Genomic DNA, 24,347 nt, shown 5'->3' on the forward strand with positions numbered 1-24,347 from the left:
TAACGTGTTTGTGTATTATTAGTTGCGATTAGGAACTAAGATAGCAAAAGGGGACGGAATTGAGGAAAATTCGGAGAATTTTCCGATTAGCAGTTACATACTCAAGCAATTAATTATACACGTTGTTAGGTACAGTTTTTTATTCCGTTACCAATATTCAAAGATTCGAGATATTTTTCCGTCCCTAAATTCAAAAAGGGTCATTTCTAATTTGCCATCTTTGATTCCGTCTTCTTTTTTTTCCACAAACCTTTTTTCCACGACTACTGCGTTCAGTCCAATGATTTTGTTTTCTATTTTAATGTCCGTTACTTTTCCGTCATACCCTCCATTTTTTTGATTGCGAACATATCCGTTATATAAATCTTCTCTCGTATATATTCCGCCGTATTTTGGATGAACATATGTAAAGTCATCTGTAAAAAGTTCAAAAGTTTTATCAATATCCTCGACAGTTGAGTTCGCTTGGAATATCTTAAGGTTTAAATCATAATATTTAGTTACAACAATATTCAATGAGTCTTTATGAGCTTTTGTAGCGTCCTGTGCGATAACTTCATTAGTTGTAAATATAATCAACAAAATAGAAGTCAATAATTTTAAATGTAATTTCATATGTGATTTTGTTTCTTAAATTGTACCTAACGGTAGGTATAACCGAAGTTACGGGATTAAAGTTAATGTTTTTCGGCTTAGGATACGCCTTAGCAATTATGGATGGATTCGGACGTAGTCGAATCCGCCGTAATTGCGGTTATACATTGTTGGGCATAGTTTTTTTAATTTTCCCATACAGAATAATCTATAATTTTCCATTCTCCATTTAGTTAGTAAACGCAGTTTATTGCGTTTATTTCTCTTTCAAATATATGTTATTTAGGTAACATATCTAAAGGGCTTGTAATATTTATAAGATTAGTAGTACTAACATGGGTGTAAATTTCTGTAGTTTTAGAGCTGTTGTGCCCCAATAATTTTTGTATGTACCTTAAATTGGTGCCTGCGTCTAATAAATGTGTAGCAAAAGAATGCCTTAAGGTGTGCACTGTTGCGGGCATATGTACCCTAGCCTTCTTTTTAGATCTGTTAAATACCTGTCGTATGCTAGAGGCACTATACTGCTTTCCATCTGCGCCCTCAAACAACCACTTTTTAGGTTTGTATACTATATAATATGCACGTAATTGCGCTAACATAGTAGGTGATAATAACGTAATTCTGTCCTTGTTACCTTTTGCGTTTCTTACCCATACACGCATATTGTTAGAGTCTATGTCTTCTACTTTAAGGTTTATACATTCAGATATTCTTAATCCGCAACCATATATCATCTTTAAAATGGTTTTATGCTTTATGTTATTTGTGACCGTTATAATGTCAGCTACCTCTTGTAAAGACAGTACTTTAGGTAGTTTTTTAGCTTTTCTAGGTCTACAAAAATCATATTGTACTTTGGGTAAGTTTAATACTTTTTCAATATAAAATTTAATAGCGTTAATACTTTGGTTTTGGTATGATGCAGATACGTTTTGCTTAGTAACTAATTCTTTGTGGTAATACATAATATGAGCAGTAGAAACCTGGTGTAAAGGCATAGGATACATATATGTTAAAAACTGCTTAAACATATGCATATAAGTTTTAGTAGTGTTTTTGCTGTAGTTTTTTAACAATAATTTCTGATGCATTAACGACATAGCCAGCGCATAATCTGGTTTTGTTTCTTCAGTCTTTAGTAATTGTGTAGCTATTGTATTGGGTTTCATTGTGTAAAAATGAATAAAATAGAGTTAAAAAGCTTATATTTAAGCGTTTATATACGTGTATAAACGTCTAATAATACTTTTATGAAAATGAAATTTTGTTTATCCTGTAATAAAGAGCTTGTGGGTAGGTCCGATAAAAAGTTTTGTGATACAGAATGCAGAAGTACGTACCACAATACAAACAGACCGTTACATGAAATAAGTATACAAAAGATAAATAGTGCGTTAAGAAAAAACAGAAGCTTGTTAGCGCATTTTTGTCCAAGCGGAAAAGGTACAGTTAAAAAGGAGGTTTTAGTGCAACTTGGTTATAGGGTAGATTTGTTTACGCATATATATCCGTTTAAAACAGGAACTTATTTTTTTTGTTATGAGTACGGATATTTGCCAATAAAGGAAAAGGGCATAGATAAAATGCTAATAATACAAAAACAAGATTATATGGATAAATTAACATACAGTCCTTGGAGTATTAAAATTGAAAAGTAATTTGTGTGCAGTTATTAAACTGGTATTACAACTGGTATATCCATTCTTCTGGGTTTAACTTACTAACGTTTTTATATAAGTAAAACTTAAGTAAAGTTTGTCCGCTAAATTTATTTGTAGCAACCTCTCCTATCTCTTGTTTTGCAGTAACCTTATCGCCTTTTTTTACATAAGTGGTAGATAGGTTGTAATAGGTAGTTATATAATTACCGTGTTTTATTTGTACACCTTTATTGCCTCCTGGTACAGCAAGTACAGCAATAACTTCACCTTCAAAAATAGAGCGTGCTTTAGAGCCCTTGTCTGTAGCTATAATTACACCATTATTTTGGTGTTTAATACCTGGGTAAACGGCATCTTTGTATACGCCAAATCCTTTACTTTTAAAGCCTTTTGCAACGGGCCAAATAAGCTTGCCTTTATTTGCAGTAAAATTGTTGGCAACAATTTTAGCTTCTGGTGTTAATACAAATTTTGTGCTGCTAGTTTTTGTAGTGGTTTTGCCGGTTGTTTTTTTATTTGTAGCAACAATGGCAGAGCGTATAAGTTTTTCTATTTGCTGATCTATTTTACGTGCTTCAGATTTTTTCTTATTAATACTAGCAGTGTATTTGCTTTCATTTTTTTTAATTGTTCTTAAAAGTGCGTCTTTAGCTTTTTTCTCCTTTTCTAATTCTTTTTTAGTAGCTAGGTTTTCTTTAAGCAATTGCTCTTTTAATTTACGCTGATCTATTAAATCTTGGTTTTTTAATTTTAGCGTATCTGTTTTAGCAATTATAGATTTTCCTTGTTCTTGTCTGTAATTTGTATATTGTTTTATGTATTGTAAGCGCTTGTAGGCTTGTAAAAAATTTTCGGAAGACAGTAAAAATAGCAACCTACTTTGTTGTGATTTGTTCTGATACGATTTTTGTATCATTTCAGCATAATCTTCCTTTAAGGTAAGCAAATCTTTTTTTAATGTGCCAATGTTGCGCACATTAGCATTTATTTGTCTGTTAAGTAAATTACTTTGTTGATTGGTAATGCGTACAAGCTGTTGTTGTGCATTTATTTTTTGCTCTAAACTCTCTACTTGTTCTAAAACATTACCTTTTTCTTTAGTTTCAGCATATAAAAGTCGGTTTATAGCTCTAATATCTTTTTGTAACTGTGCGCGCTTTTTTTCTAATGCTATTTGTTGGTTGGTTTGTGCAGCCAAAAAACTTCCGCATAGCAGAGAAAAAAATAATGTAAAAAACGTAATGTGGCGCATAAATAGTAGTGTTATTCTAAAACAATTTCTTTAAAACCGTTTGGTATTTTATAAGGAAAGCTAAAACTTTTATTAAGCTCTATGTTTTTAAAAGTAAGTGCAATAGTATCTGTTTTATCTTGGTCTTTTACGTAAATATCTATAATATTTGGCACTAATTTTTTGTCTACTACTTGGTAGTTTTTATACTGTACGTTTAAAACTCTATTTTTTAAAGGCTGAGACAGTTGCATACCTGCAACCTTGTAATTGTTAGGTTCTATTTGTAGTAATGTTTTAAAAAGGTTATTTGCTTTTTTAGGAGCCAATTGGTATTGGTTGTTTAGTTCTACGGTATTGTATTTTTCTTTGCGTAAATCAAATAAAGCTTGGCCTAATAATAAATTCTGAACCTTGTTATAATCCAACTCTGTGCCTAGTAAATTGCTTAAGTATGTAAAATCTCCATCAAAATACTCGTTTTGTAATCTGTTGTAAAAACTAACTCTTGTTGGTGTAATGTAGGCTTTAACAACACCAAGTGTTGCGCTTATCCATATTGCTTTGTCTTTTTCCATTCTAAAACTAACAGTATAGCCTTGCGTATCTGTACCATCTGTATAGTCTATTTTTAGTCTGCCGCGTAGCGTTTTAAAATCTAAGGTATTTGCATAGTGGTTCTTTACCACAGTTTTTGTGTTTAGTTTTTTTAAGGTTGATGTGCCTTCTGCAATAACTTTTTTAGACTTGCAAGAGACAAAAAACAACACAACAATAAGTGCTAAAAGTATTTTGGGTGTTGTTTGAAGCTTTTTTATCATTTTTTATTTTTTAAATTTTACTTTAGCCAAGTACATATTTGCTTTTGCTGGGTTGCCCATTGCGGTATATGCAGCGGCAATTTCCCTGTAAAAATTATCTGCAAGGCGTATATCATCTAAAACATAATCTAAACCCATTTTTAAAGTTTCTATAGCTGCTCTGTGTTTTTTTCTGCCGTTATAAGCAGTTCCTAAAGCATAGTAAAAATATGGCTGAGAAGGATAAGCTTCTAGCGCTTCTTTTGCTGTGGTTTCTAAAAAAACATAGTTCTTTTGCTTTAGGGTAAACTTTAGTCTGCTTTTGTAATTAAAGGCAGAATTACTGCTGTTGCTAGTAGTTTGCCTAGCTGTGGTTTTTTTTGTTGGAGTATTGGTAACTGTAGTGCTTGTAAACGTAAAACTATTGGTATTTGCTTTTCTGTGGTCTATTGCAGCTTGTAACTTTGCACTAAAATCTTCTTTAAAAGCGCCATCATTTAGTTCTACAAGTACATTTTTAGCCTCGTTGTAGTTCTGTTTTAAATACAGTAAGTGGGCTAAGTTTTCTTTTAATTGGTAATTACTATAAGGCACAATTTCCTTTAAATTACTAACGTTTTTATACTGTTTTTTTAAAGAAATATATAGGCTCTCTAAATACCACATATTATTTGGGTCTTCATTTAAAGCAATTTCGGCCTGTTCTTGTGCTAAGCTATATTGTTTGCTTTTTAGATATGCTTTAGCAAGTTCATTAGCTACTGCTGCATTTTTAGGTTCTATTTTTTGGCATACTAAAAAACTGTTTACAGCACGGTCATAGTTTTCTATTCCTTTTTGTTTTAACCCTTCAAAAAAAGCCTCCTGAAAATCATCAGAATATTCTTCTAAAAAAACATCTGCACTATTTTCTATTTCTTGGGCATAGCCAAAACTTGCAATCAATATTGATAGCAATAAGCATTTTTTTAATAAGTGGTTACAAATACAGCTCATACGCTTGTAAAATTATTAAAAAAACAAATGGTATGGTAACCAAATGTGTATCAGTTTTTATAATAGTCAAAAATTATACCGTTGTGGCTTTTTCAGAGCTTAAATTTCCTATAACTAATGCAATAGTCGCTGGTAGTACCCAAGCTAAACTATATGTGCTTAAGGGTAAATATGCTGCTGTAAATTTTGCAACGCTAGTAATGCCAATACTGTTTAAAAAATCTGGAACGCTAAATAAAATGGTGGTATATACTACTGCCTTAAATACTTTTGGTGCTGTATATTTATCTGGTAAAACATTAAGCACTATTAAAATTATAGTAATTGGGTAAATAAACATTAAAGCGGGTATGGCAACAACAATTATATAGTCTACATTAAATTGGCCCATAACAATACCCAGTACGCAGCTTATAATAGCTGTAATTGTGTACGCTTTGTTAGAGTTGTTAAACCTGCCTTTTATAAAATCTGCAGTACCAGTAACAATACCAATAGCTGTAGTAAAACAAGCTAAACTTACCAAAATACTTAAAAATTTGTTTCCTTCATCGCCTAAAAGAGTTCTGCTAATTCCGTTTAGTAAATCTGTACGGTTAATATCTGCGTTAAAGTTAGAATGCATTAATGCACCAGTTAAAATTAAACCTCCGTAAACAAATAGTAAACCTAGACCGGCAAAAATACCAGCGTTTCTTATTAGTGTTTTACGGTCTGTATAAGATATATCTTTATTTTTTAGGTTAATGGAGATAATTAATACGCCACCCACAACAACAGCTGCAATAGCATCAAAAGTTTGGTAGCCTTCTAATATACCATCTGTAAATGGGCTTTTTACGGTTGATGCTCCAAAGGTAAAATCAAAATTAAATACACAAATGCCTATAATGGCAAGTAAAATTAAGAGTATTGCAGGAGTTAAAAACTTACCTAGTATATTTAAAATTTTAGATCTGTTAAGTGCAAATACTAAAACCAAACCAAAATAAACTACACTGGTGTATATAGATGGTATGTTAAAAAAAGGAGCAATACCAATTTCATGCGTTACAGATGCTGTTCTGGGAGAGGGTAGTGCTACTGCAATACAGTAAATTAATATAGAAAACACCAAACTAAAAGTGTTAGAAACCTTTTTGCCAAAGTCAAAAATAGTGCCTTGTAGTTTTGCATGGGCAAAAATGCCTAGTATTGGTATTAGTATTGCAGATAAGCAAAAACCTATGGCCATTACCCACCATAATTCTCCAGAGTTAAACCCTATAAAGGGAGGAAGAATTAAGTTTCCGGCACCAAAAAAGAGCGAAAACAATGCAAAAGCAGATACTAGAGTTTCTTTGGTATTATTCATTGGGTACATGTTGTATTAAAAAGGGAAAGATAGTGTATTCTAAATTATCGACAAACGGCTAGTTGTTCATAAAATTTTATGTATTTCATCGAAAAAATTGTTTTTTGTTAAAAAAAATTAACAAAGACTCAATATTTTTAACACCAGAGCGTTAATTAAAAAATGATGGTAATTAACGGTTAACAATCATCATAAAAAAATAATATAAATATCAGTGCCTGGTCCCCACCAAACATTGTTTAAATCCTACAAGCTATGAAAAATTTTTTAGCCACTTCTAGTTCAGTTTTTAACGCGTTATGTTGCGGAATTTTTGGTCATTATTATGCAGTAACAAAAAAAGTAACTTCGCATATAAATGAGTACGAGTGTATACACTGTAAAAAACAAGTTACTACAGATGTAACAGGTAATTTGTCTGCACTAACACCAGAGTTAGAAGACATTAACAACACATTACAAAAAGTATACAAGAAAAAACACCAACACGCACCGCAACACGCGGCCTAGTGTTATTGTTCTTCAGATAAAGAGTTCCAGCCCTGCGCGGTTATCGGAATTTTAGTATTATTCCTGGAAATTAAGTGAACACCTTCATTCTTATCTGTCATATGCCCTACGACAGTTAAGTTAGGATTCCCTTTTATTTTTGGGAATTCTTTTTGGTCTATAGTAAAAAGCAGTTCATAATCTTCACCACCGCCTAAGGCAACAGTTGTGCTGTTTACTTTAAACTCTTCACAAGAGCTAATAACAGTTGGGTCTAACGGTATTTTGTCTTCATACAAATTACAACCTACGTTACTTTGCTCGCATAAATGTAAAATTTCTGAAGATAAACCATCACTAACATCAATCATAGAAGTTGGCTTAACCTCTAAAGCGTTAAGTAAAGGCACAATATCTTTACGAGCTTCTGGTTTTAATTGTCGTTCTACAATATAGGTGTACATAGATAGGTCTGGATTGTTGTTGGGGTTTACTTTAAAAACCTCTTTTTCGCGCTCTAAAACTTGTAGTCCCATATAAGCAGCACCCAAATCTCCTGTAACAACAAGCAAATCGTTAGGTTTAGCGCCATTTCTGTAAACCAAGTCTTCTTCATTAGCTTGGCCTATAGCAGTAATACTAATAAGCATTCCTTTTGTAGATGAGGTAGTATCACCACCAACTAAATCTACATTATATGTTTTTGCAGCAAGTGCAATACCACTATACAATTCTTCTAAAGCCTCTAACGGAAACCTGTTAGATACCGCTATAGAAACCGTAATTTGTGTTGCGGTAGCATTCATCGCATAAATGTCAGACAGGTTTACCATTACAGCCTTGTAACCCAAATGTTTAAGAGGTACGTAGCTAAGATCAAAATGTACGCCTTCAATCAGTAAATCTGTAGAAATTACAGTCTTCTTATCTTTAAAATCTATAACAGCAGCATCATCACCAATACCTTTAATACTAGATTTGTGCTGTAAAGTAAAATCTTTAGTAAGGTGGTTAATTAAACCAAATTCGCCTAATTGTTCAAGAGATGTTCTCTTTGGATTTTTATCGTCTAACATACTGCAAAAATAATAAGGATATTATACAAAATGTGTTTTTTACACATAAAAGAATCTTAATATAGATTAACTTTTTTGGTAAATAGAGAAATCTTATGTTATCATTCGTTATAATAATGTTAGGATGTATGGTAAAACCCTACTTATACACTATATTTGTGAATTGTTTAGAACTAAACCAAAAGAAATTTGAGCTTAGGTCTAATTTAAATTAAGATTAGTATGATAAAAGTCTCAGAAACAGCAAAGAAGAGAGTCATAGATTTAATGACAGAAAGTGGTTTTAATGCTGAAAAAGATTTTGTACGTGTTGGTGTTAAAAGCGGCGGATGTAGTGGTTTATCTTACGAATTAGATTTTGATAAAACTACAACAGAAACAGACAAGGTTTTTGAAGATAATGCGGTACGAATTGTGGTAGATAAAAAAAGTTTTTTATATCTAGTAGGAACTACTTTAGAGTATTCTGGAGGATTAAACGGAAAAGGTTTTGTGTTTAATAATCCAAATGCACAAAGAACATGTGGTTGTGGCGAAAGTTTTTCGTTATAAACAATGATTAAAAATATAAAAGCAAAGATTTAAAAATTAGCTAATAAAATAATGTTTTTGTTAGCAAATTAAGATGATATGGCATATACAGAAGAAGAGTTAAAGAAAGAGCTAGAAACCAAAGAGTATGAATATGGTTTTTATACCGATATAGAGTCTGATACTTTTCCTATAGGATTAAGTGAAGAAATTGTTGTAGCTATTTCTAAAAAGAAAAATGAGCCTAAGTGGATGACAGACTGGCGTGTAGAAGCATACCGTGTTTGGGAAAAAATGGAAGAACCAGATTGGGCAAATGTTAATTATGAAAAACCAGATTTTCAGGCAATAAGTTACTATTCTGCCCCTAAAAAAGCAGATCCTAATAAAACTTTAGATGATGTAGATCCGGAGTTGTTAGAAATGTATAAAAAGCTAGGTATTTCTATAGACGAACAAAAGAAATTGCAAAATGTTGCAGTAGATATTGTTGTAGATTCTGTTTCTGTTGCCACTACTTTTCAAAAAACATTAGCAGAAAAAGGTATTATTTTTATGCCAATTTCTGAAGCTATACAAGAACATCCAGAGTTGGTGCGTAAGTATTTAGGTACTGTAGTGCCAACTACAGATAACTTTTATGCAGCATTAAATTCGGCTGTATTTACAGATGGGTCTTTCTGTTACATTCCTAAAGGCGTACGTTGCCCAATGGAGCTTTCTACTTACTTTAGAATTAACCAAGCAGGTACGGGTCAGTTTGAGCGTACTTTGGTTGTGGCAGACCAAGAGAGTTATGTAAGTTATTTAGAGGGCTGTACTGCGCCATCTAGAGACGAAAACCAATTACACGCAGCCGTTGTAGAGTTAATTGCAATGGATGACGCAGAAATTAAATACTCTACAGTACAAAACTGGTTCCCTGGTAATAAAGAGGGTAAAGGTGGTGTTTATAATTTTGTAACAAAAAGAGCTTTATGCGAGAAAAACGCAAAAGTATCATGGACACAAGTAGAAACAGGTTCTGCAGTAACATGGAAATATCCTTCTTGTATTTTAAAAGGAGATAACTCTATTGGAGAGTTTTATTCTATTGCAGTAACAAACAATTACCAGCAAGCAGATACTGGTACAAAAATGGTTCACCTAGGTAAAAACACCAAGAGTACAATTATTTCTAAAGGTATATCTGCAGGTAAATCTCAAAATAGCTACCGTGGTTTAGTACAAGTAAGTAGTCGTGCAGAAAATGCCCGTAACTTTTCTCAGTGCGATTCTCTTTTAATGGGGAATGAGTGTGGTGCACATACGTTCCCATACATAGAGGCTAAAAACAAATCGGCTATGATAGAGCATGAGGCTACAACAAGTAAAATTGGTGAAGACCAAATTTTTTATTGTAACCAACGTGGTATAGATACAGAAAAAGCAATTGCATTAATAGTAAACGGTTTTAGTAAAGAAGTACTAAATAAGTTGCCAATGGAATTTGCTGTAGAAGCTCAAAAACTATTAGAAATTAGTTTAGAAGGCTCTGTAGGTTAAACTTGTTTCTCTAATAAAGAAACGCTGGGTGTTTTTAGATTGATAAAAAAATACCCTAAAAAAAGAAAAGAAAAATAAAGAACATTAAAGTAGCGATAAAATGCTTAAAATTAAAGATTTACACGCCAATGTTGATGGCAAAGAAATACTAAAAGGAATTAATTTAGAGGTTGGCCCTGGAGAGGTACATGCTATTATGGGACCAAATGGTTCTGGTAAAAGTACATTGGCTTCTGTTATAGCTGGTAATGAAACTTACGAGGTTACAGCAGGAGATATCTTTTTAAATGAAGAAAACATTGAAGATCTTTCTCCAGAAGAAAGAGCTCATAATGGTGTTTTCTTATCATTTCAATACCCAGTAGAAATTCCTGGTGTTTCTGTAACTAACTTTATGAAAACGGCTATTAATGAGTCTCGTAAAGCAAAAGGTTTAGAAGATATGCCGGCTAAAGATATGCTTAAACTTATTAGAGATAAGTCTGAGTTGTTAGAGATAGACCGTAAATTCTTATCTCGTTCTTTAAACGAAGGTTTTTCTGGTGGTGAAAAAAAACGTAACGAGATTTTTCAAATGGCAATGTTAGAGCCTAAACTTGCTATTTTAGATGAAACAGATTCTGGTTTAGATATTGATGCTTTACGTATTGTAGCTAATGGTGTAAACAAACTAAAAAGTAAAGACAACGCTATTGTTGTTATTACACACTACCAACGTTTGTTAGAGTATATAGTGCCAGATTATGTACACGTACTTTACAATGGTAAAATTGTAAAATCTGGAACTAAAGAACTTGCTTTAGAGTTAGAAGAAAAAGGATACGATTGGATTAAGCAGGAAGCGGCAGTTTAAAAAAGTAATAAGTTAATTCTTTTAATGCATAATACTTGTGCATTAGCTACTACTTACTACTCAATATTAAATAATATGGATTTAAAAGATAAATTAGTTTCTTCATTTTTAGCGTTCGAGAATAACGTAGACGTACACAACCCTGTGCACGATGTACGTACAGAGGCTATTAAAAATTTTGAAACTAAAGGTTTTCCTTCTAAAAAAGAGGAAGCCTGGAAATACACCTCATTAAACAGCTTACAAAAAATAGATTTTAGCATCTTTCCTAAAAAAGAAAGTTCTTTAGAGTATAAGGATGTTAAAAAATACTTTATACATCAAATAGATACTTATAAAATAGTATTTGTAGATGGTGTGTATAGCTCTAACTTGTCTGAAACTACACATGATGGTGTAGATATTTGTTTAATGAGTGCAGCATTAACTAAACCAATGTATAAGGCTGTTATAGATGTTTACTTTAATAAAGTAGCTTCTAAAGACGACTCTTTAACTACATTAAACACTGCATTTAGTAGAGAGGGTGCATACATTTACATTCCAAAAAATAAAGTGCCAAAAAAACCAATAGAGATTATACATTTCTCTACAGGTAATGATGCTGCTTTAATGTTGCAACCACGTAACTTAATTATTGCCGAAGAAAATTCTGAAATGCAAATTATAGAGCGTCACCAGAGTTTAACTAGTAATGAGGTGTTAACAAACTGTGTTACAGAAATTTTTGCTGCAAAAAATGCAATTGTAGACTATTATAAGGTGCAAAACGATGTAGATTCTGCATCTCTTATAGATAACACTTACGTAGATCAAAAAGATGGAAGCCACGTAAAAGTGCACACTTTTTCTTTTGGAGGTAAATTAATGCGTAATAACCTTAATTTTTATCAGAACGGAGAACGTATAGATTCTACAATGAAGGGTATTACAATTATTGGAGATAAGCAACACGTAGACCACCATACATTAGTACACCATATAGAGCCAAATTGTGAGAGTCACCAAGATTATAAAGGTATTTATGCAGACAGCGCTACAGGTGTATTTAACGGTAAAATTATAGTTGATAAAATTGCTCAGAAAACAAATGCTTTTCAGCAAAATAACAACATATTAATAAGTGATAAAGCTACTATTAACACAAAGCCACAATTAGAGATTTTTGCAGATGATGTTAAATGTTCTCACGGTTGTACTATTGGCCAGTTAGATGAAGAGGCTTTGTTTTACTTACAGTCTAGAGGTATACCTAAAAAAGAAGCAAGAGCATTACTAATGTATGCCTTTGCAAATAACGTATTAGAAAGCGTACGTATACCAGAATTAAAAGTTAGAATTAATAAATTAATAGCTAATAAATTAGGTGTTAATTTAGGTTTTGACTTGTAAAAAAATACAATCTGATAGCTTAAAAATTATGCAGAAAACAACCCTAGATATTCAAACAATACGCAAAGATTTTCCTATTTTAAGTAGAACTGTAAATGGGCAACCTTTAGTGTATTTAGATAATGCAGCAACATCACAAACGCCAAAACAGGTGTTAGATGTTATTGTGGACTATTACAGTGGTTACAATGCAAATATACATAGAGGTGTGCACACACTTTCTCAAGAAGCTACAGATAAGTATGAGCAAGCTAGAGCAACAATACAACATCATTTTAATGCCAAGCATACACATGAAATAATTTTTACTGCTGGTACAACACACGGTATTAACCTTGTTGCAAATGGCTTTTCATCACTATTAAAAAAGGGAGATGAAATTATTGTATCTGCATTAGAACACCATTCTAATATAGTTCCTTGGCAAATGCTATGTGAGCGTACTGGTGCGGTTTTAAAAGTAATACCAATGAACCTTAATGGTGAATTGGATATAGAGGCGTATTATAAATTACTATGTAGCAATACTAAACTTGTTTTTTGTAACCACGTTTCTAATGCTTTAGGGACAGTTAATCCTATAAAAGAAATTATAAACGCTGCACACAATGTTGGTGCAGCTGTTTTAATAGATGGCGCACAAGCTGCACCACATATAAAAGCAGACGTGCAAGCTTTAGATGTAGATTTTTATGTTGTATCTGCACATAAAATGTGCGGACCAACAGGGGCTGGTATGTTATACGGTAAAGAAGAGTGGTTAAATAAACTACCTCCTTACCAAGGTGGTGGCGAAATGATTGCTGAGGTTACTTTTGATAAAACAACCTACGCAGATTTGCCACATAAGTTTGAGGCTGGTACACCCAACATTTGCGGTGGTATAGCTTTTGGTGCTGCTTTAGATTATATGAATGCTATTGGTTTTAGTGCTATTGCAGATTATGAGCATGAGTTGCTAGTGTATGCAACAACGCAATTATTAACGGTAGACGGACTTAAAATTTACGGTACAGCATTAGAAAAAACATCTGTTATATCTTTTAATGTAGGTAACATTCACCCATATGATATTGGATCTATTTTAGATAAACTTGGTATAGCAGTACGTACAGGCCACCATTGTGCACAACCAATAATGGATTTTTACGGAATACCAGGTACTGTAAGGGCTAGCTTTAGCTTTTATAATACAAAAGAAGAAGTAGATACTTTAGTTGCTGGTGTAAAAAGAGCAGTAGCAATGCTACAATAAAAAGTTAATTACTACACGCTAATTTGATAAGCACTTTTGTTATCGTATTTTTGTTTTAAATATAAACGCTTCGGCTTTTTGTAAAATTAAAAAGGAACTATGACAATTAAAGAAATACAAGAAGAAATAGTAGACGAGTTTTCTATGTTTGATGACTGGATGCAACGCTATGAATATATGATAGATCTTGGCAAGTCATTACCTTTAATAGATGAGCAATACAAAACCGATGACAATATTATAAAAGGTTGCCAAAGTAAAGTTTGGGTACATGCAGATTTAGAAGAAGATAAACTTTCTTTTACCGCAGATAGTGATGCCATTATTACAAAAGGTATTATAGCTATTTTAATACGTGCTTTTAGTGGGCAGCACCCTAAAGATATTATTGATGCAGATACCAGTTTTATTGATGAAATTGGATTAAAAGAACATTTGTCTCCTACAAGAGCAAATGGTTTGGTAAGTATGATTAAGCAAATAAAAATGTACGCCATTGCATACCAAACGCAATTAAAATAACAACAAGTAACAATTATATAAGTTATGAGTGAAGCAGTAGATACACACCAATTAGGAGAAGATATTGTAAAGGTTTTAAAAACTATTTACGATCCAGAAATTCCTGTAGATATATATGAACTAGGTTTAATTTACGATGTTTTTGTAAATGAAGATAATGATGTTAAAATACTTATGACATTAACATCTCCTAACTGCCCAGTTGCAGAATCTTTACCTGTAGAGATAGAAGAAAAAGTAAAATCTTTAGACCTTGTAAAAGGTGCTGAGGTAGAAATTACTTTTGATCCGCCTTGGACACAAGAATTAATGAGTGAAGAAGCTAAATTAGAGCTTGGACTTTTGTAATTAGTAGCTAAATTTTCTGGTTTTTAAATCTTACTATATGGCACAGTCTAATGAAATTATAAATAGGGTGGCAAGTTCTAAACTTGTTACTTTTGATTTGGAAGATTACTTTCCAAAGGAAGAAAAAGTGCTTTTAGATATAAAAGATTGGCTTTTTGAAGGCTTTATTTTAAAAGAAAAAGATTTTAGAGAACATATTGCAAAGCACAATTGGGAGCAATATAATAATGCTTATGTAGCATTGTATTGCTCTACAGATGCCATAGTGCCTGGTTGGGCATATATGTTAATTACTACGCAGCTACAACCACATGCTAAATATATAGTACAAGGAAACCTAGAGGAGTTATATTCTTCTGTTTACCAGACTATTATAGCTAACTTAGATTTTTCTGTTTATAAAGATAAACCCGTTATTATTAAGGGGTGTAGCAACAAGCCAGTGCCGCCAAATGCATACTTATGGGCTACAGCAAAAATGCAGTCTTACGCTAAAAGTATCATGTATGGAGAGGCCTGTTCTTCTGTGCCTCTATACAAGAGAAAATAGAAGTTGGTTTTTATTTTAAAGAACTATGCTTACATTTGCGCTTCATTAAACCATTAAAAAAACTATAAAATGAAGAAAATTGTTTTAACAGCTGCACTATTATTTGTTGCAACTGTATCTTTTGCGCAAACGGAAGAAGAATTAAAAGCAGAACAAGCGGTTAAAAAAGATTCTGTTGCCGCTATACAAGCAAGAATAGGTGCTATACAGGCTAAGTTAGACGCTATGCCAGGTTGGAAAATGGGTGCTTTTGGTACTATTGGTGGTACTATTTCTAGTTTTGATAACTGGTACGCTCAAGGTTCTCCTAACAACAACTCTGGTAATATTGGTTTTACTGTTAATGCTTATGCTAACCTTAAACAAGATAAATTTTTCTGGAGAAACTCTGCTAACGTAAACCTTGCTTGGGTAAAGTTAGATGATAAGGACAACCCTAACGACAGTGATAAGTTTGAAGGTACTACAGATGTTTTTACGCTAACATCGTTATACGGTCGTAAATTATCAGAGAAATTTGCAATTTCTGGTTTAGCAGAATACAGAACTACTATTTTAAATAACTTTAATAACCCTGGTTACTTAGATTTAGGTGTTGGTGCTACTTGGACTCCAATACAAGATCTAGTAGTGGTAATACACCCATTAAACTACAACTTTGTGTTTGCAGATAACGACGCTGTTTTTGAGTCGTCTTTAGGTGCTAAAATAGTTGCAGATTACACTAAAAAAATTGGTGCAGTAAACTTTAAGTCTAACTTATCAATGTTTCAAAGCTATAAAAGCTCAGACTTGTCTAACGTAACATGGACAAACTCTTTTGGGTACACACTTTGGAAAATGATTGGTGTTGGTTTTGACTTTGGCTTAAGAAGCAATAAACAAGAAGCTTTAAACTACTCTTTAGCTCAAACTCCTGCTACAGCAACGTCTTTTGATGATGTAGACAATAAGTTACAATCGTTTTGGATGTTAGGTTTAAACTATGCATTTTAATACACTGTAGTTACTACACTATAAAATATAAAAAAAGACCGCAATTGCGGTCTTTTTTCTTTTCTATATATAAGTAAATTGTCAAGCGGTTTTAAGTAGTTTATGGTGTTCGTCCAAAAAATTTAGAGAGCGTAATAAACTAGCATAAAATGCAATACTTCTGTCATCTCTTTCAATACAAGATTTTAAAAAATCTTGTAAGTCTAAATAATAAAAATTGGCTTTAAAAGTAGGTATGTAAGTATTTATGGTATTAGGGTCATAAAATGTATCGTCTATCACCAAATCCATATCTAACCTTTTTCTAAAGTAGTCTATAGTTACATCTGTGGCGTTGTAATGTTTTTTTATAATTGCTATATGTAAAGCTCTAGATTTATCATCTATTCTTTGTGAGCATGTAGAAGAAATTAAACTATAGATGTTGTTTTCTATCCTTGATTTAATATCTGTATTTTTCATTATATTTTTTGATTAATTGATACCTCTAATTTACCAAATAATCTACAAAAGCCTGTTAATCAGCGTTTATAATTAACACTTGGTCTATGCCTTTGTTGTGAAACATTAAAAAAGTGTTGTGAAAGTATCTTAAACTGATGTCACAAAATTGTAAAATTTAACAGAAATCAAATTGTAAGAAATAACTTTCTTTCCGGAGTTGCTTTTGTTATGTATAAATACAGGTGGTTTAAGTCCCTTAGTATTAGCTATTTGTGTATAGTATTCTTCTTTAGATGGGTAGTAAGGATACACTGCATTAAAAATCTCGTTCCAATAGTTTTTTTCTATTATTAGCCCTATAATTGAAATACAGTCTGTAATATCTATCAAGTTAATAGGGTAATTGCCGTTGTTTACTTCGTCTTTTTTTGCCAAATGAAAAATAGGATGTCTACCATTACCAATTAAGCCTCCAAAACGTATTATGGCTGTTTTTAAGCCTGTATCGTTTAAAAACAACTGTTCTATAGCAACCAATTGCTTTGCAGCGCTTGTTAGGGGTTTAGGAGTAGTTTTTTCGGTTATTTCACCATTTAAATCTCCGTATACAGATGTGCTACTTACAAAAATTACCTTTTTAACGTTTGCTAGTTTACTATGTTTATGTACTAGCTTCATTTTAGTAAGGTAACTACTTGCGTCACCAGTTTTCATTCTTGGTGGAATATTAATAATAAGCACATCTACATTGCTTAAAAAAGCATCTAATTGTGTTGTAAAGTCATTATCATTTAAATCAACTAAAAAAGAATTTATAGATTGTTGCTCTAATAGTGTTAATTTATCTTTAGTAGTAGTACTGCCATTAATTTTATATCCTTGCTTTTGCAATGTAGTGGCTAAAGGTAAACCCAGCCATCCGCAGCCAAATACGGCTATTTTGTTTTTCAAAATTTTACTGTTTTTGTAATTAGTATTGCATCGTTTAAAACAAAAGGCATTGGTATTTCATTTACAGGTCTTGCAGGTATGCTAAAATGTTGGTTGGTTAGCAAATCATTAGAGGCCTCGTAAAAAGTAAGTTCTAAAGGTGCATTGGGCTCCAAAATTAAACTAATTTCTGTGTAATTGTTATTGCTAATGTAATGGGTTATAAACTTATTTGTAGTATTTAACAAAGAGTAATTTGGTAATGGTACTCCGTTTGCTGTGGCTTTTGCTAAAGCTACATTATTTTTATAAATATCTAAACGGTTTACATTACGCTGTGGTGTAATACAAATTTTTAAATGTCTTTGGTTATTTATAAGTGTATCAACTGTTTTTTCAATTTTAGGTACAAGTATATTTTTTATTGGAGCATTAGTAACGTATGTAAAGTTAGAGTTGTATTTACTGCTAATTGTATTGCTAGCCAATTGCTGTGGTTTTGTTTTTGTATTGTTTACATATTGTGCCGTCCACTCTGTTAAATAACTGTCATAAGTAGCCCATTTAGCAGTATTGCTGTTGGCGTCTAATACATAAAGTAAACTACTAGGTTTGGCATTATCTTTTGTAAAATTAGACTTTAAATGTGCCATTGCAAAACCACCTAAACTTAACAATAGACAAAGTAAAGCAAGTCTGTTTTTATGTTTGTAAAAGCCAAATATTGGCGTAATAGCAACAAATAAAAGTGTTGTTAAAACAGTACTTGCAACCAACATTTTTAAACCAAGACCAACAGGAAACATTTTTACAAAAGGTGCAAATATGGCTAATAGCGGTAGGGTTAAAAAGAAAAGTAAAAAAGGATTTGGTTTTTTTTGGTTGCTAACAATCATAAAAGAAGCTAATAAAGCAAATACAGGTATTATTGTGTAACTGGCGCCTTTTAAAAATACTGCAGCCATACCAGAAATTACAAGCCATATAAAAATTGGCGCAACTACTAAATTTGGTGTTTTTAGTTTTTTAAATTTATGGTAAACGTAAAAGCATACAGCAAGTGCTACTAGGGTAAAAGTAGTTATATAGGTGTAACCGTTGTATGTAAAACCGTGTAGAATATCATTGTATTGTGGATAAATAATTTTTAAAACTGTATAACTAAAATAGCCAACTACGCCCGTAATAAGTAAGGATATAAGTAGCGGAGCAAAGCCAATAATAATTTCCTTGGCATCTAGTTTCTTATTTTTAAAACCTAATATAAGTAGTGTTATAAATAGTAGAACAGCAATGGCAAACATTGGCCAAATCCAGCTAAAAGGATAGGACACTGTTTTAAACACAGGAACGGTAAAGTAAATAGCGTCTTCATTGGTTTTTAAGGTTGATAAGTCTGCATCTGCAAAATGCTGTAACAACGGCATTAAATAGCTTCCTTGGTGAGACAAAGTTTTTTTATCTAAGCGCTCATAATTATCTTTTTCGGTATGGTAGTCAAAATGATCATCTATAAAAGCAAAATTAAAACCTTGTATATCTGCATCTTCTCTAAAAACAGTTAAATCTGTATCATTAGGAAGCATTTTATAAATACTATAAGCCAAAGAATTTGCAACAGGATATTTAGGGTTTGCTGCGGTAAATTCTTCAATAAGTCTGCTGTTTCCTTGGTTGGTTTCAATAAGCATATAACTAGGTCCACCGCTTCCACGAGCTTCAAAATTTAAAACCAAACCAACATCTTTTGCCCACGGATGTTTATTTACAAAAAGTTCAGCTCCATTTAAACCAAGTTCTTCTCCATCAGAAAATAAAATAATAATATCGTTTTTGGGTGTTTTATTTTCCTGTAAATAGGCGCGTACACTTTCTAAAATAGTAGCTACGCCACTACCAGCATCACTAGCGCCTAATGAAGAATGCGGATTGCTATCATAATGCGACAGTAACAACAAAGCCTTATCGCTTGTTTTGCCTTTAATTTTGGCTAAAATGTTACTTGCATAAGATAAATTACCCCAATCGCCAGCAGTGTAGCCTTCTTGTACAGTGGTTTTTAACCCTAATTTTTGTAGTTCTTCTACTATATAATTTTTTACCTCTGCGTGGGCTTTAAAGCCAATTGCGTGTGGTTTTTTACCAATTTCAGCAACGTGTTTTAGTGCTCTATCTGTAGAGAAAAATGTTGTAGAAGCATTACCATCTTGTTTATATGTTGGCATTATAGTAACAAAACTTAGGTAAGTTGCTAATAGTAAAAGTATTAAGGTTAAAATTCTTGCTATTCTGTTCATTTTGTTACGTATTTCTAAATTGATACCTTAAAATTATACAAATTTGATGCTTTTAACGCAATTTATTTAGATAATTCATTAAAAATCACTAAGTTTAAGATTAACCTAAAACCAAATATTATGGGAATAAAAAGCTTTCAAGGAGTGCGGAAGACCGTTAAAAAGGAATTTGAAGCACCAATTTTAGTAGAAGACTATATGACTAAAAAGTTAATAACGTTTAAACCAGACCAATCTATTTTAGAAGTAATGGAGCTGTTTACCAAGCACAATATTTCTGGTGGACCGGTTTTGGATAATAACGGATTTTTAGTAGGTATTATTTCTGAGGCAGATTGTATGAAACAAATCTCGGAGAGTCGTTACTTTAACCAGCCAATACTAAACAAAAGTGTAGAAAATTTTATGACTAAAGATGTAGAGTTTATTTCTCCAGACATAAGTATTTTTGATGCAGCTGGTATTTTTGTTAGGCACAATAGGCGCAGACTTCCTGTACTTAAAAATGATATTTTAGTTGGACAAATTAGTAGAAAAGATGTAGTAATTGCAGCATTAAAGTTAAATGGGCAAAATTATAAATAGCGTACCTTATGATTTCTCTTTTTTTATGAATGGTTTCTGTCCCCAGAAACCATTTTTTGTTTAAGGAATAAAACTACTCGCGTTTCACAATCATATAATAATCATTATCTAAGGGTAAATAGCCAAGGTCGTATACAAAAAAATAGGTAGTTCCTTTTTTGGTGGTGTAGGTGTTTGTTATAAACTCAAAGTCAAACCCTTTGTCTATAAGCCTAGTACGTGTAGTTTTGGTTTTTCCCTCGGTTAAAGTAAAACTATCTAAAACCCTATAGTTTTTACGCAGCCTATTGTTTATGTTTCTAATTAGGTTTTTACTGTCTTTATTAATTTTATTGTTGTAGGCATTTCTGCAATAATCTTCACAGAACTTTTTATCTGCTCTACCAACCAGTTTTTTTCCGCATTCTAAACAAGTAGTCTCCAAATTTATATGTAATTTTTTAAAGGTTTTATGTTTAACAAGTTACAAATAAAACTGTTATGCTAAATTTAGCTTATACTAATCTTGTATTTAGTTAACAAACCAGCTAAGCCATTTTTAGAGAATTTAGCACCTTTTAAGTTGTTATTATTGGGGTCTATAGTATAGTTATAAGCGGTTCTAAAATCGGCTTTTTCTAAGTTAGAATCATCAAAAATAGCATTCTTTAAATTACAGCCATCAAGACTAGACTGGGTTAGGTTAGCCATAGAAAAATCTACCTGTTCTAAGTTACAATTTTTAAACATCGTCTTTTTAATAGCAAGCGTATAGAACGATGCTAGCTGCAAATTACAATCTGTAAAGGTAAATGATAGTAAAAAAGGATTACAGCTGTTAAACAGTACTCCTAAGAGCTTACAATTATTAAAAGTTGTGTTGTTAAAAGAGGTGTTCTTGGTTTTTGCATTGGTAAAATCACAGCCAATAAACGTACATTCTACAAAGTTAACATCAGACAAAAAAGCTTCGGTAAACATACACTCTTTAAAAATGCAATTGTCATACTCTGCGGTTGGCAATCTATTTATAGTAAAATTTTCTTTGGTAAATGTTTTGTCTAATATTAGCGCATTCATATGTTTTTGTTATTATGCATAGCTTCAACTTTGTTTTTAAAAAATGCTCTGTCTTTAGCAGAGATTCTATTTAAAGTGGAGTTTATACCTCCTTTAAGCGTGTTATATTTATTTAGAGTAAAATCTAACTTTATAATTGTTTCAAAAAGTACTTTTTTAGTTTCTACACTTTTTATATCAGCAATCGGAATTGTGGTTTTTTTAAGTATGGTTCTTGTTTTTTTTATCCAGATAGTATAGTCAGAAACGTAAATAGTGTTAGTATCAATTTCACATATTACTTTGCTTTGTTTAAACTGATTGTATATTAATAGCAGTAAATAAATTGAAATTACTACAGGAGAAAGCAATATAATAGACATAAATATTAGGAAAAATATAGATTTTATATCAGTTATAGTTTTGCCATCAAAAAAACTCATAAACATTGTTAAAGAGAGTATTGATAATCCTATAAAAAAGAGCAGAAGGATAGTAAACACAAGTATTCGTATAACTTTTTCTTTTTTAGATTGATAAAAAATAGTTTTGTTTTCTGGCATTATGTATTGTTATTCTAAACTTTTAGAATACGCAAGTACACTAAATCAACATTTTTTTAGGCTCCTATATTTTCTCAGTTTTTTAGCCTTTATTGTACTTTTTGTGTTCTATTTTCTTCTTTTCTAAAATTGCATAAAATTTTCGTGGAGATATTTTCAGATCCTTTGTAATGTCACTTACCTTTTTCTTCCCTTTTTTGTACAGTTTTAAATTATCGTTTACTTTTTTATTAAAGTAGTGTTTTTCTAATTTTTCAACTATTTGTAATTCAGTTAAATTAGAGTCCTTTGCGTAGTTATCAATTTCTAGTTTAATTTTTTTAAGAATTTCACTCATATTTAAATGTGCTAGCGTGTTTATGTAGTTAAAGCACTAAAGTTAACAAATAAATAATATGCAGAAAGTCGGCGAGTCCATACGCTTTGGGATTCGTAAGTAGCCGAGAAATAGCAATTAATTACACACGTTATTAGCAAACGTTATTCGCTAAATGTTCCATCTCCATTCCATTTTAAAATTTTTGAAGGTGTATCAAATAATGGTCCAAAATCACTCACTGGTTTTTGATTTTTATACTTAAGCCTTAATATATTAGCAATAACTTTAATTAATTACTGTGTTTTAATTAGGATTATCGTCTGTTAAATAACCATTAAAAACATAACCTTCAGTAGCATATGTACTGTTTGTATTTAATTTTATACACACCCAGTCTCCAGTAATGTATTCATTTATATCCTCATTATAAATTGTTAATTTTTTATTTGTTCTTCGGATAACGTTAACAGCTTCTCCGTAATTTAATGTATGAATTACTTTTCCTTTTTTTCCAGGCTGATCTCTGCAATAAAGACCTTTTTTTGCTGATACGTATTTCCAATGGTTTGTTCTTGTAAAGTTGAACTTGATATCGTTGGTTGATATACGATCAAGGGATAATGAATTTCTAAGATAAATAACTATTCCTCTGCTGCTAATAGTATCCGATAGTTTTCCGTAAGCATCAGAAGAGTATTTTTCAATTATAATACCATCACCTCTATTAGAGTAAAAGGTTTTGCTTTGGGAAGGTATTATGTATTTACTTGTATAAGTTAAAGAATCTGTAGCTATCAATTCTTTTCCATTATTTCTTAAGAATAAAATTTTTGACTTATAAAATGAATTGTCTGAGTTGTTTTTAAACCCCCAAAACACTAGCGCATCTAAAAAATTATCATGACCATAATCAAATGTAACTATATGCTTACTCATAATAGATACTCCTTTTGAAGATATTATGTCTAAATCTACTGTATTTTTTGTTGCTATTTTGGCCGCACTAATTATAGAAGCTTCATCGTTTGCTAATATTTTTTTTTCATTACTAATTTGGTTCTTTTGTGGGGTAATGACTTTTTTACAAGAAAAAGAAGCAAATAATAACACTAGGCTTAATATGTGAGTACTCTTAATCATAACTGTAATCTTTTCAAATTTATAACAGTCTAAATATTAAGATTATTTTATACTAAAGTAACCACCAATATATATTCGTGGTTTTTCAATTTATATTCGGTGTTAAAAAATTAACTGATAGGAGACTGAGGGAGCAGGCCCAGAGCTAGGGATTACGTTTAGCATTGTTAGTGGCAATCTTTTTTTAATTATTTATTAATTTAATATTTGCAATTTCTTTGTTGTCAATTATTTTTGTTCTGGTACAAGTATTTGTATAAATAATATTTTTGTATTTTCTTTTACTTTCTCTTAATTCTTTAGTTTCCCAACTATCTTTAAATGCATAGATAAGATATTCTTCACCTTTTTTAAAATAAAAACTGCAATCTCCACCACTAGTTCCAGTATAAATAACTTGATTTTTTTTTCTTCTTTTACCTTTGAAGACTTCTATAGTTTCTAGAGTAATTTTTGACCACACACTTCCTTTAAAAACATCTAATTTATCAAGAGTTTTAGAGGTTTTTATTGTAGATTTTCTTTTATCTACTTTAACAATTTGTAAAAATTCAATAGAAATGACTTTTCCTGTTAAAACATAGTCTACATTTTTAAATTCTTTTTCAACGGATTTTATATAACTGCATTCACATGCAAACACATTTACAGTTGTAAGAATAAAAAGAGTAAGTAAAAATCTATGTATATTCATAATTATGCCTTTATTTTTTGTACAACATTTTTCTGGATTTTTGCTTGTGGGTAACGGTTTCGGCTATGAGTAGTTGCGTGTTTCAAGCAACTAATTACCGACCAAGAAAGTCTGCGAGTCCCGACGCTTCGGGATTCGTAA

Annotated in this window: 28 protein-coding genes; 12 read left to right on the forward strand and 16 right to left on the reverse strand. The window is 31.6% G+C overall.

Translation table 11 applies throughout. The annotated features are described in order from the left end of the window. Nucleotides 1-147: 147 nt before the first annotated feature. Entirely contained in the window at nt 148-615 is a 468-nt protein-coding gene (locus tag KLA_RS16100; protein WP_034647040.1) for a nuclear transport factor 2 family protein, read from the reverse strand. Nucleotides 616-872: 257 nt separating this feature from the next. Beyond that, nucleotides 873-1,766 carry a tyrosine-type recombinase/integrase gene (locus tag KLA_RS16105; protein ID WP_034647042.1) on the reverse strand — a complete coding sequence of 298 codons (894 nt, stop codon included), beginning with the start codon at nt 1,764-1,766 and terminating at the stop codon, nt 873-875. An 81-nt stretch (nt 1,767-1,847) separates the two neighbouring features. On the opposite strand from KLA_RS16105, the gene KLA_RS16110 reads away from it, so the two are divergent. After that, nucleotides 1,848-2,255, forward strand: coding sequence for a hypothetical protein (locus KLA_RS16110; RefSeq protein WP_051456140.1), 408 nt, complete (start codon nt 1,848-1,850; stop codon nt 2,253-2,255). Between the two features lie 25 nt (nt 2,256-2,280). Here the strand turns inward: KLA_RS16110 and KLA_RS16115 are convergent, their stop codons facing one another. The 4 genes from KLA_RS16115 to brnQ form a co-directional block, all read right to left on the reverse strand. Continuing rightward, nucleotides 2,281-3,510: a murein hydrolase activator EnvC family protein gene (locus KLA_RS16115; RefSeq protein ID WP_013621075.1), complete on the reverse strand. Its 1,230-nt coding sequence runs from the start codon at nt 3,508-3,510 to the stop codon at nt 2,281-2,283. 11 nt (nt 3,511-3,521) lie between these two features. Continuing rightward, nucleotides 3,522-4,310 carry a DUF4292 domain-containing protein gene (locus tag KLA_RS16120; protein ID WP_034647043.1) on the reverse strand — a complete coding sequence of 263 codons (789 nt, stop codon included), beginning with the start codon at nt 4,308-4,310 and terminating at the stop codon, nt 3,522-3,524. Between the two features lie 3 nt (nt 4,311-4,313). Beyond that, complete coding sequence (locus KLA_RS16125) at nt 4,314-5,246, reverse strand: tetratricopeptide repeat protein (protein WP_152536860.1); 933 nt, start codon at nt 5,244-5,246, stop codon at nt 4,314-4,316. Nucleotides 5,247-5,358: 112 nt separating this feature from the next. Beyond that, entirely contained in the window at nt 5,359-6,639 is a 1,281-nt protein-coding gene (gene brnQ, locus KLA_RS16130; RefSeq protein ID WP_034647047.1) for a branched-chain amino acid transport system II carrier protein, read from the reverse strand. A 255-nt stretch (nt 6,640-6,894) separates the two neighbouring features. Between brnQ and KLA_RS16135 the strand changes: the two genes are divergently transcribed. Then, on the forward strand, nt 6,895-7,149 hold the full coding sequence (locus KLA_RS16135; protein WP_034647048.1) for a hypothetical protein: 255 nt from the start codon (nt 6,895-6,897) through the stop codon (nt 7,147-7,149). A 2-nt stretch (nt 7,150-7,151) separates the two neighbouring features. Here KLA_RS16135 and thiL read toward each other — a convergent pair whose 3' ends face one another. After that, the gene (gene thiL, locus KLA_RS16140) at nt 7,152-8,204 is read right to left on the reverse strand and encodes a thiamine-phosphate kinase (protein WP_013621080.1); all 1,053 of its coding nucleotides are present in this window, start codon (nt 8,202-8,204) and stop codon (nt 7,152-7,154) included. Between the two features lie 222 nt (nt 8,205-8,426). Between thiL and KLA_RS16145 the strand changes: the two genes are divergently transcribed. The 9 genes from KLA_RS16145 to KLA_RS16185 all read left to right on the forward strand — a co-directional run bounded on the left by KLA_RS16145 (nt 8,427) and on the right by KLA_RS16185 (nt 16,196). Next, on the forward strand, nt 8,427-8,756 hold the full coding sequence (locus KLA_RS16145) for a HesB/IscA family protein (protein WP_013621081.1): 330 nt from the start codon (nt 8,427-8,429) through the stop codon (nt 8,754-8,756). A gap of 78 nt (nt 8,757-8,834) precedes the next feature. Next, nucleotides 8,835-10,280, forward strand: a complete 1,446-nt coding sequence (gene sufB / locus KLA_RS16150) for a Fe-S cluster assembly protein SufB (protein WP_034647050.1) — start codon at nt 8,835-8,837, stop codon at nt 10,278-10,280. A gap of 100 nt (nt 10,281-10,380) precedes the next feature. Continuing rightward, on the forward strand, nt 10,381-11,133 hold the full coding sequence (gene sufC / locus KLA_RS16155) for a Fe-S cluster assembly ATPase SufC (RefSeq protein ID WP_034647052.1): 753 nt from the start codon (nt 10,381-10,383) through the stop codon (nt 11,131-11,133). Between the two features lie 75 nt (nt 11,134-11,208). After that, nucleotides 11,209-12,525 (forward strand): Fe-S cluster assembly protein SufD, encoded by a 1,317-nt coding sequence (gene sufD, locus KLA_RS16160; RefSeq protein ID WP_034647069.1) that lies wholly within the window; start codon nt 11,209-11,211, stop codon nt 12,523-12,525. A gap of 28 nt (nt 12,526-12,553) precedes the next feature. After that, nucleotides 12,554-13,780 (forward strand): aminotransferase class V-fold PLP-dependent enzyme, encoded by a 1,227-nt coding sequence (locus tag KLA_RS16165; RefSeq protein ID WP_034647071.1) that lies wholly within the window; start codon nt 12,554-12,556, stop codon nt 13,778-13,780. A 99-nt stretch (nt 13,781-13,879) separates the two neighbouring features. Next, nucleotides 13,880-14,302 (forward strand): SufE family protein, encoded by a 423-nt coding sequence (locus tag KLA_RS16170; protein WP_013621086.1) that lies wholly within the window; start codon nt 13,880-13,882, stop codon nt 14,300-14,302. 24 nt (nt 14,303-14,326) lie between these two features. After that, on the forward strand, nt 14,327-14,650 hold the full coding sequence (locus tag KLA_RS16175; protein WP_013621087.1) for a DUF59 domain-containing protein: 324 nt from the start codon (nt 14,327-14,329) through the stop codon (nt 14,648-14,650). Nucleotides 14,651-14,687: 37 nt separating this feature from the next. Beyond that, a complete protein-coding gene (locus tag KLA_RS16180) occupies nt 14,688-15,200 on the forward strand; it encodes a DUF2480 family protein (protein WP_013621088.1) in 513 nt (170 codons plus the stop codon). Between the two features lie 69 nt (nt 15,201-15,269). After that, the gene (locus tag KLA_RS16185) at nt 15,270-16,196 is read left to right on the forward strand and encodes a DUF3078 domain-containing protein (RefSeq protein ID WP_013621089.1); all 927 of its coding nucleotides are present in this window, start codon (nt 15,270-15,272) and stop codon (nt 16,194-16,196) included. Between the two features lie 81 nt (nt 16,197-16,277). Here the strand turns inward: KLA_RS16185 and KLA_RS16190 are convergent, their stop codons facing one another. The 3 genes from KLA_RS16190 to KLA_RS16200 form a co-directional block, all read right to left on the reverse strand. Continuing rightward, nucleotides 16,278-16,658: a hypothetical protein gene (locus KLA_RS16190; protein WP_013621090.1), complete on the reverse strand. Its 381-nt coding sequence runs from the start codon at nt 16,656-16,658 to the stop codon at nt 16,278-16,280. A 129-nt stretch (nt 16,659-16,787) separates the two neighbouring features. Then, complete coding sequence (locus tag KLA_RS16195; protein WP_034647055.1) at nt 16,788-17,591, reverse strand: NAD(P)H-binding protein; 804 nt, start codon at nt 17,589-17,591, stop codon at nt 16,788-16,790. Continuing rightward, the gene (locus KLA_RS16200; protein ID WP_034647057.1) at nt 17,588-19,867 is read right to left on the reverse strand and encodes a M28 family peptidase; all 2,280 of its coding nucleotides are present in this window, start codon (nt 19,865-19,867) and stop codon (nt 17,588-17,590) included. The genes KLA_RS16195 and KLA_RS16200 overlap by 4 nt, the downstream gene beginning before the upstream one ends. 120 nt (nt 19,868-19,987) lie before the next feature. Between KLA_RS16200 and KLA_RS16205 the strand changes: the two genes are divergently transcribed. Beyond that, nucleotides 19,988-20,452 (forward strand): CBS domain-containing protein, encoded by a 465-nt coding sequence (locus KLA_RS16205; protein WP_034647059.1) that lies wholly within the window; start codon nt 19,988-19,990, stop codon nt 20,450-20,452. Between the two features lie 73 nt (nt 20,453-20,525). On the opposite strand, the gene KLA_RS16210 is transcribed toward KLA_RS16205, so the two are convergent. The 6 genes from KLA_RS16210 to KLA_RS16235 form a co-directional block, all read right to left on the reverse strand. Then, on the reverse strand, nt 20,526-20,876 hold the full coding sequence (locus KLA_RS16210; protein ID WP_013621094.1) for a hypothetical protein: 351 nt from the start codon (nt 20,874-20,876) through the stop codon (nt 20,526-20,528). A 65-nt stretch (nt 20,877-20,941) separates the two neighbouring features. After that, nucleotides 20,942-21,511 (reverse strand): pentapeptide repeat-containing protein, encoded by a 570-nt coding sequence (locus tag KLA_RS16215; protein ID WP_034647061.1) that lies wholly within the window; start codon nt 21,509-21,511, stop codon nt 20,942-20,944. Beyond that, nucleotides 21,508-22,053 (reverse strand): hypothetical protein, encoded by a 546-nt coding sequence (locus KLA_RS16220; protein ID WP_034647063.1) that lies wholly within the window; start codon nt 22,051-22,053, stop codon nt 21,508-21,510. The genes KLA_RS16215 and KLA_RS16220 overlap by 4 nt, the downstream gene beginning before the upstream one ends. Nucleotides 22,054-22,135: 82 nt before the next feature. Continuing rightward, nucleotides 22,136-22,390, reverse strand: coding sequence for a hypothetical protein (locus tag KLA_RS16225; protein WP_013621097.1), 255 nt, complete (start codon nt 22,388-22,390; stop codon nt 22,136-22,138). 285 nt (nt 22,391-22,675) lie between these two features. After that, complete coding sequence (locus tag KLA_RS16230; RefSeq protein WP_013621098.1) at nt 22,676-23,512, reverse strand: SH3 domain-containing protein; 837 nt, start codon at nt 23,510-23,512, stop codon at nt 22,676-22,678. A gap of 184 nt (nt 23,513-23,696) precedes the next feature. Next, nucleotides 23,697-24,206 carry a hypothetical protein gene (locus KLA_RS16235; RefSeq protein WP_034647065.1) on the reverse strand — a complete coding sequence of 170 codons (510 nt, stop codon included), beginning with the start codon at nt 24,204-24,206 and terminating at the stop codon, nt 23,697-23,699. Between the last annotated feature and the right edge of the window lie 141 nt (nt 24,207-24,347).

Origin of the sequence: Cellulophaga geojensis KL-A, from assembly GCF_000568425.1 — a bacterium.
Classification (GTDB): domain Bacteria; phylum Bacteroidota; class Bacteroidia; order Flavobacteriales; family Flavobacteriaceae; genus Cellulophaga; species Cellulophaga lytica.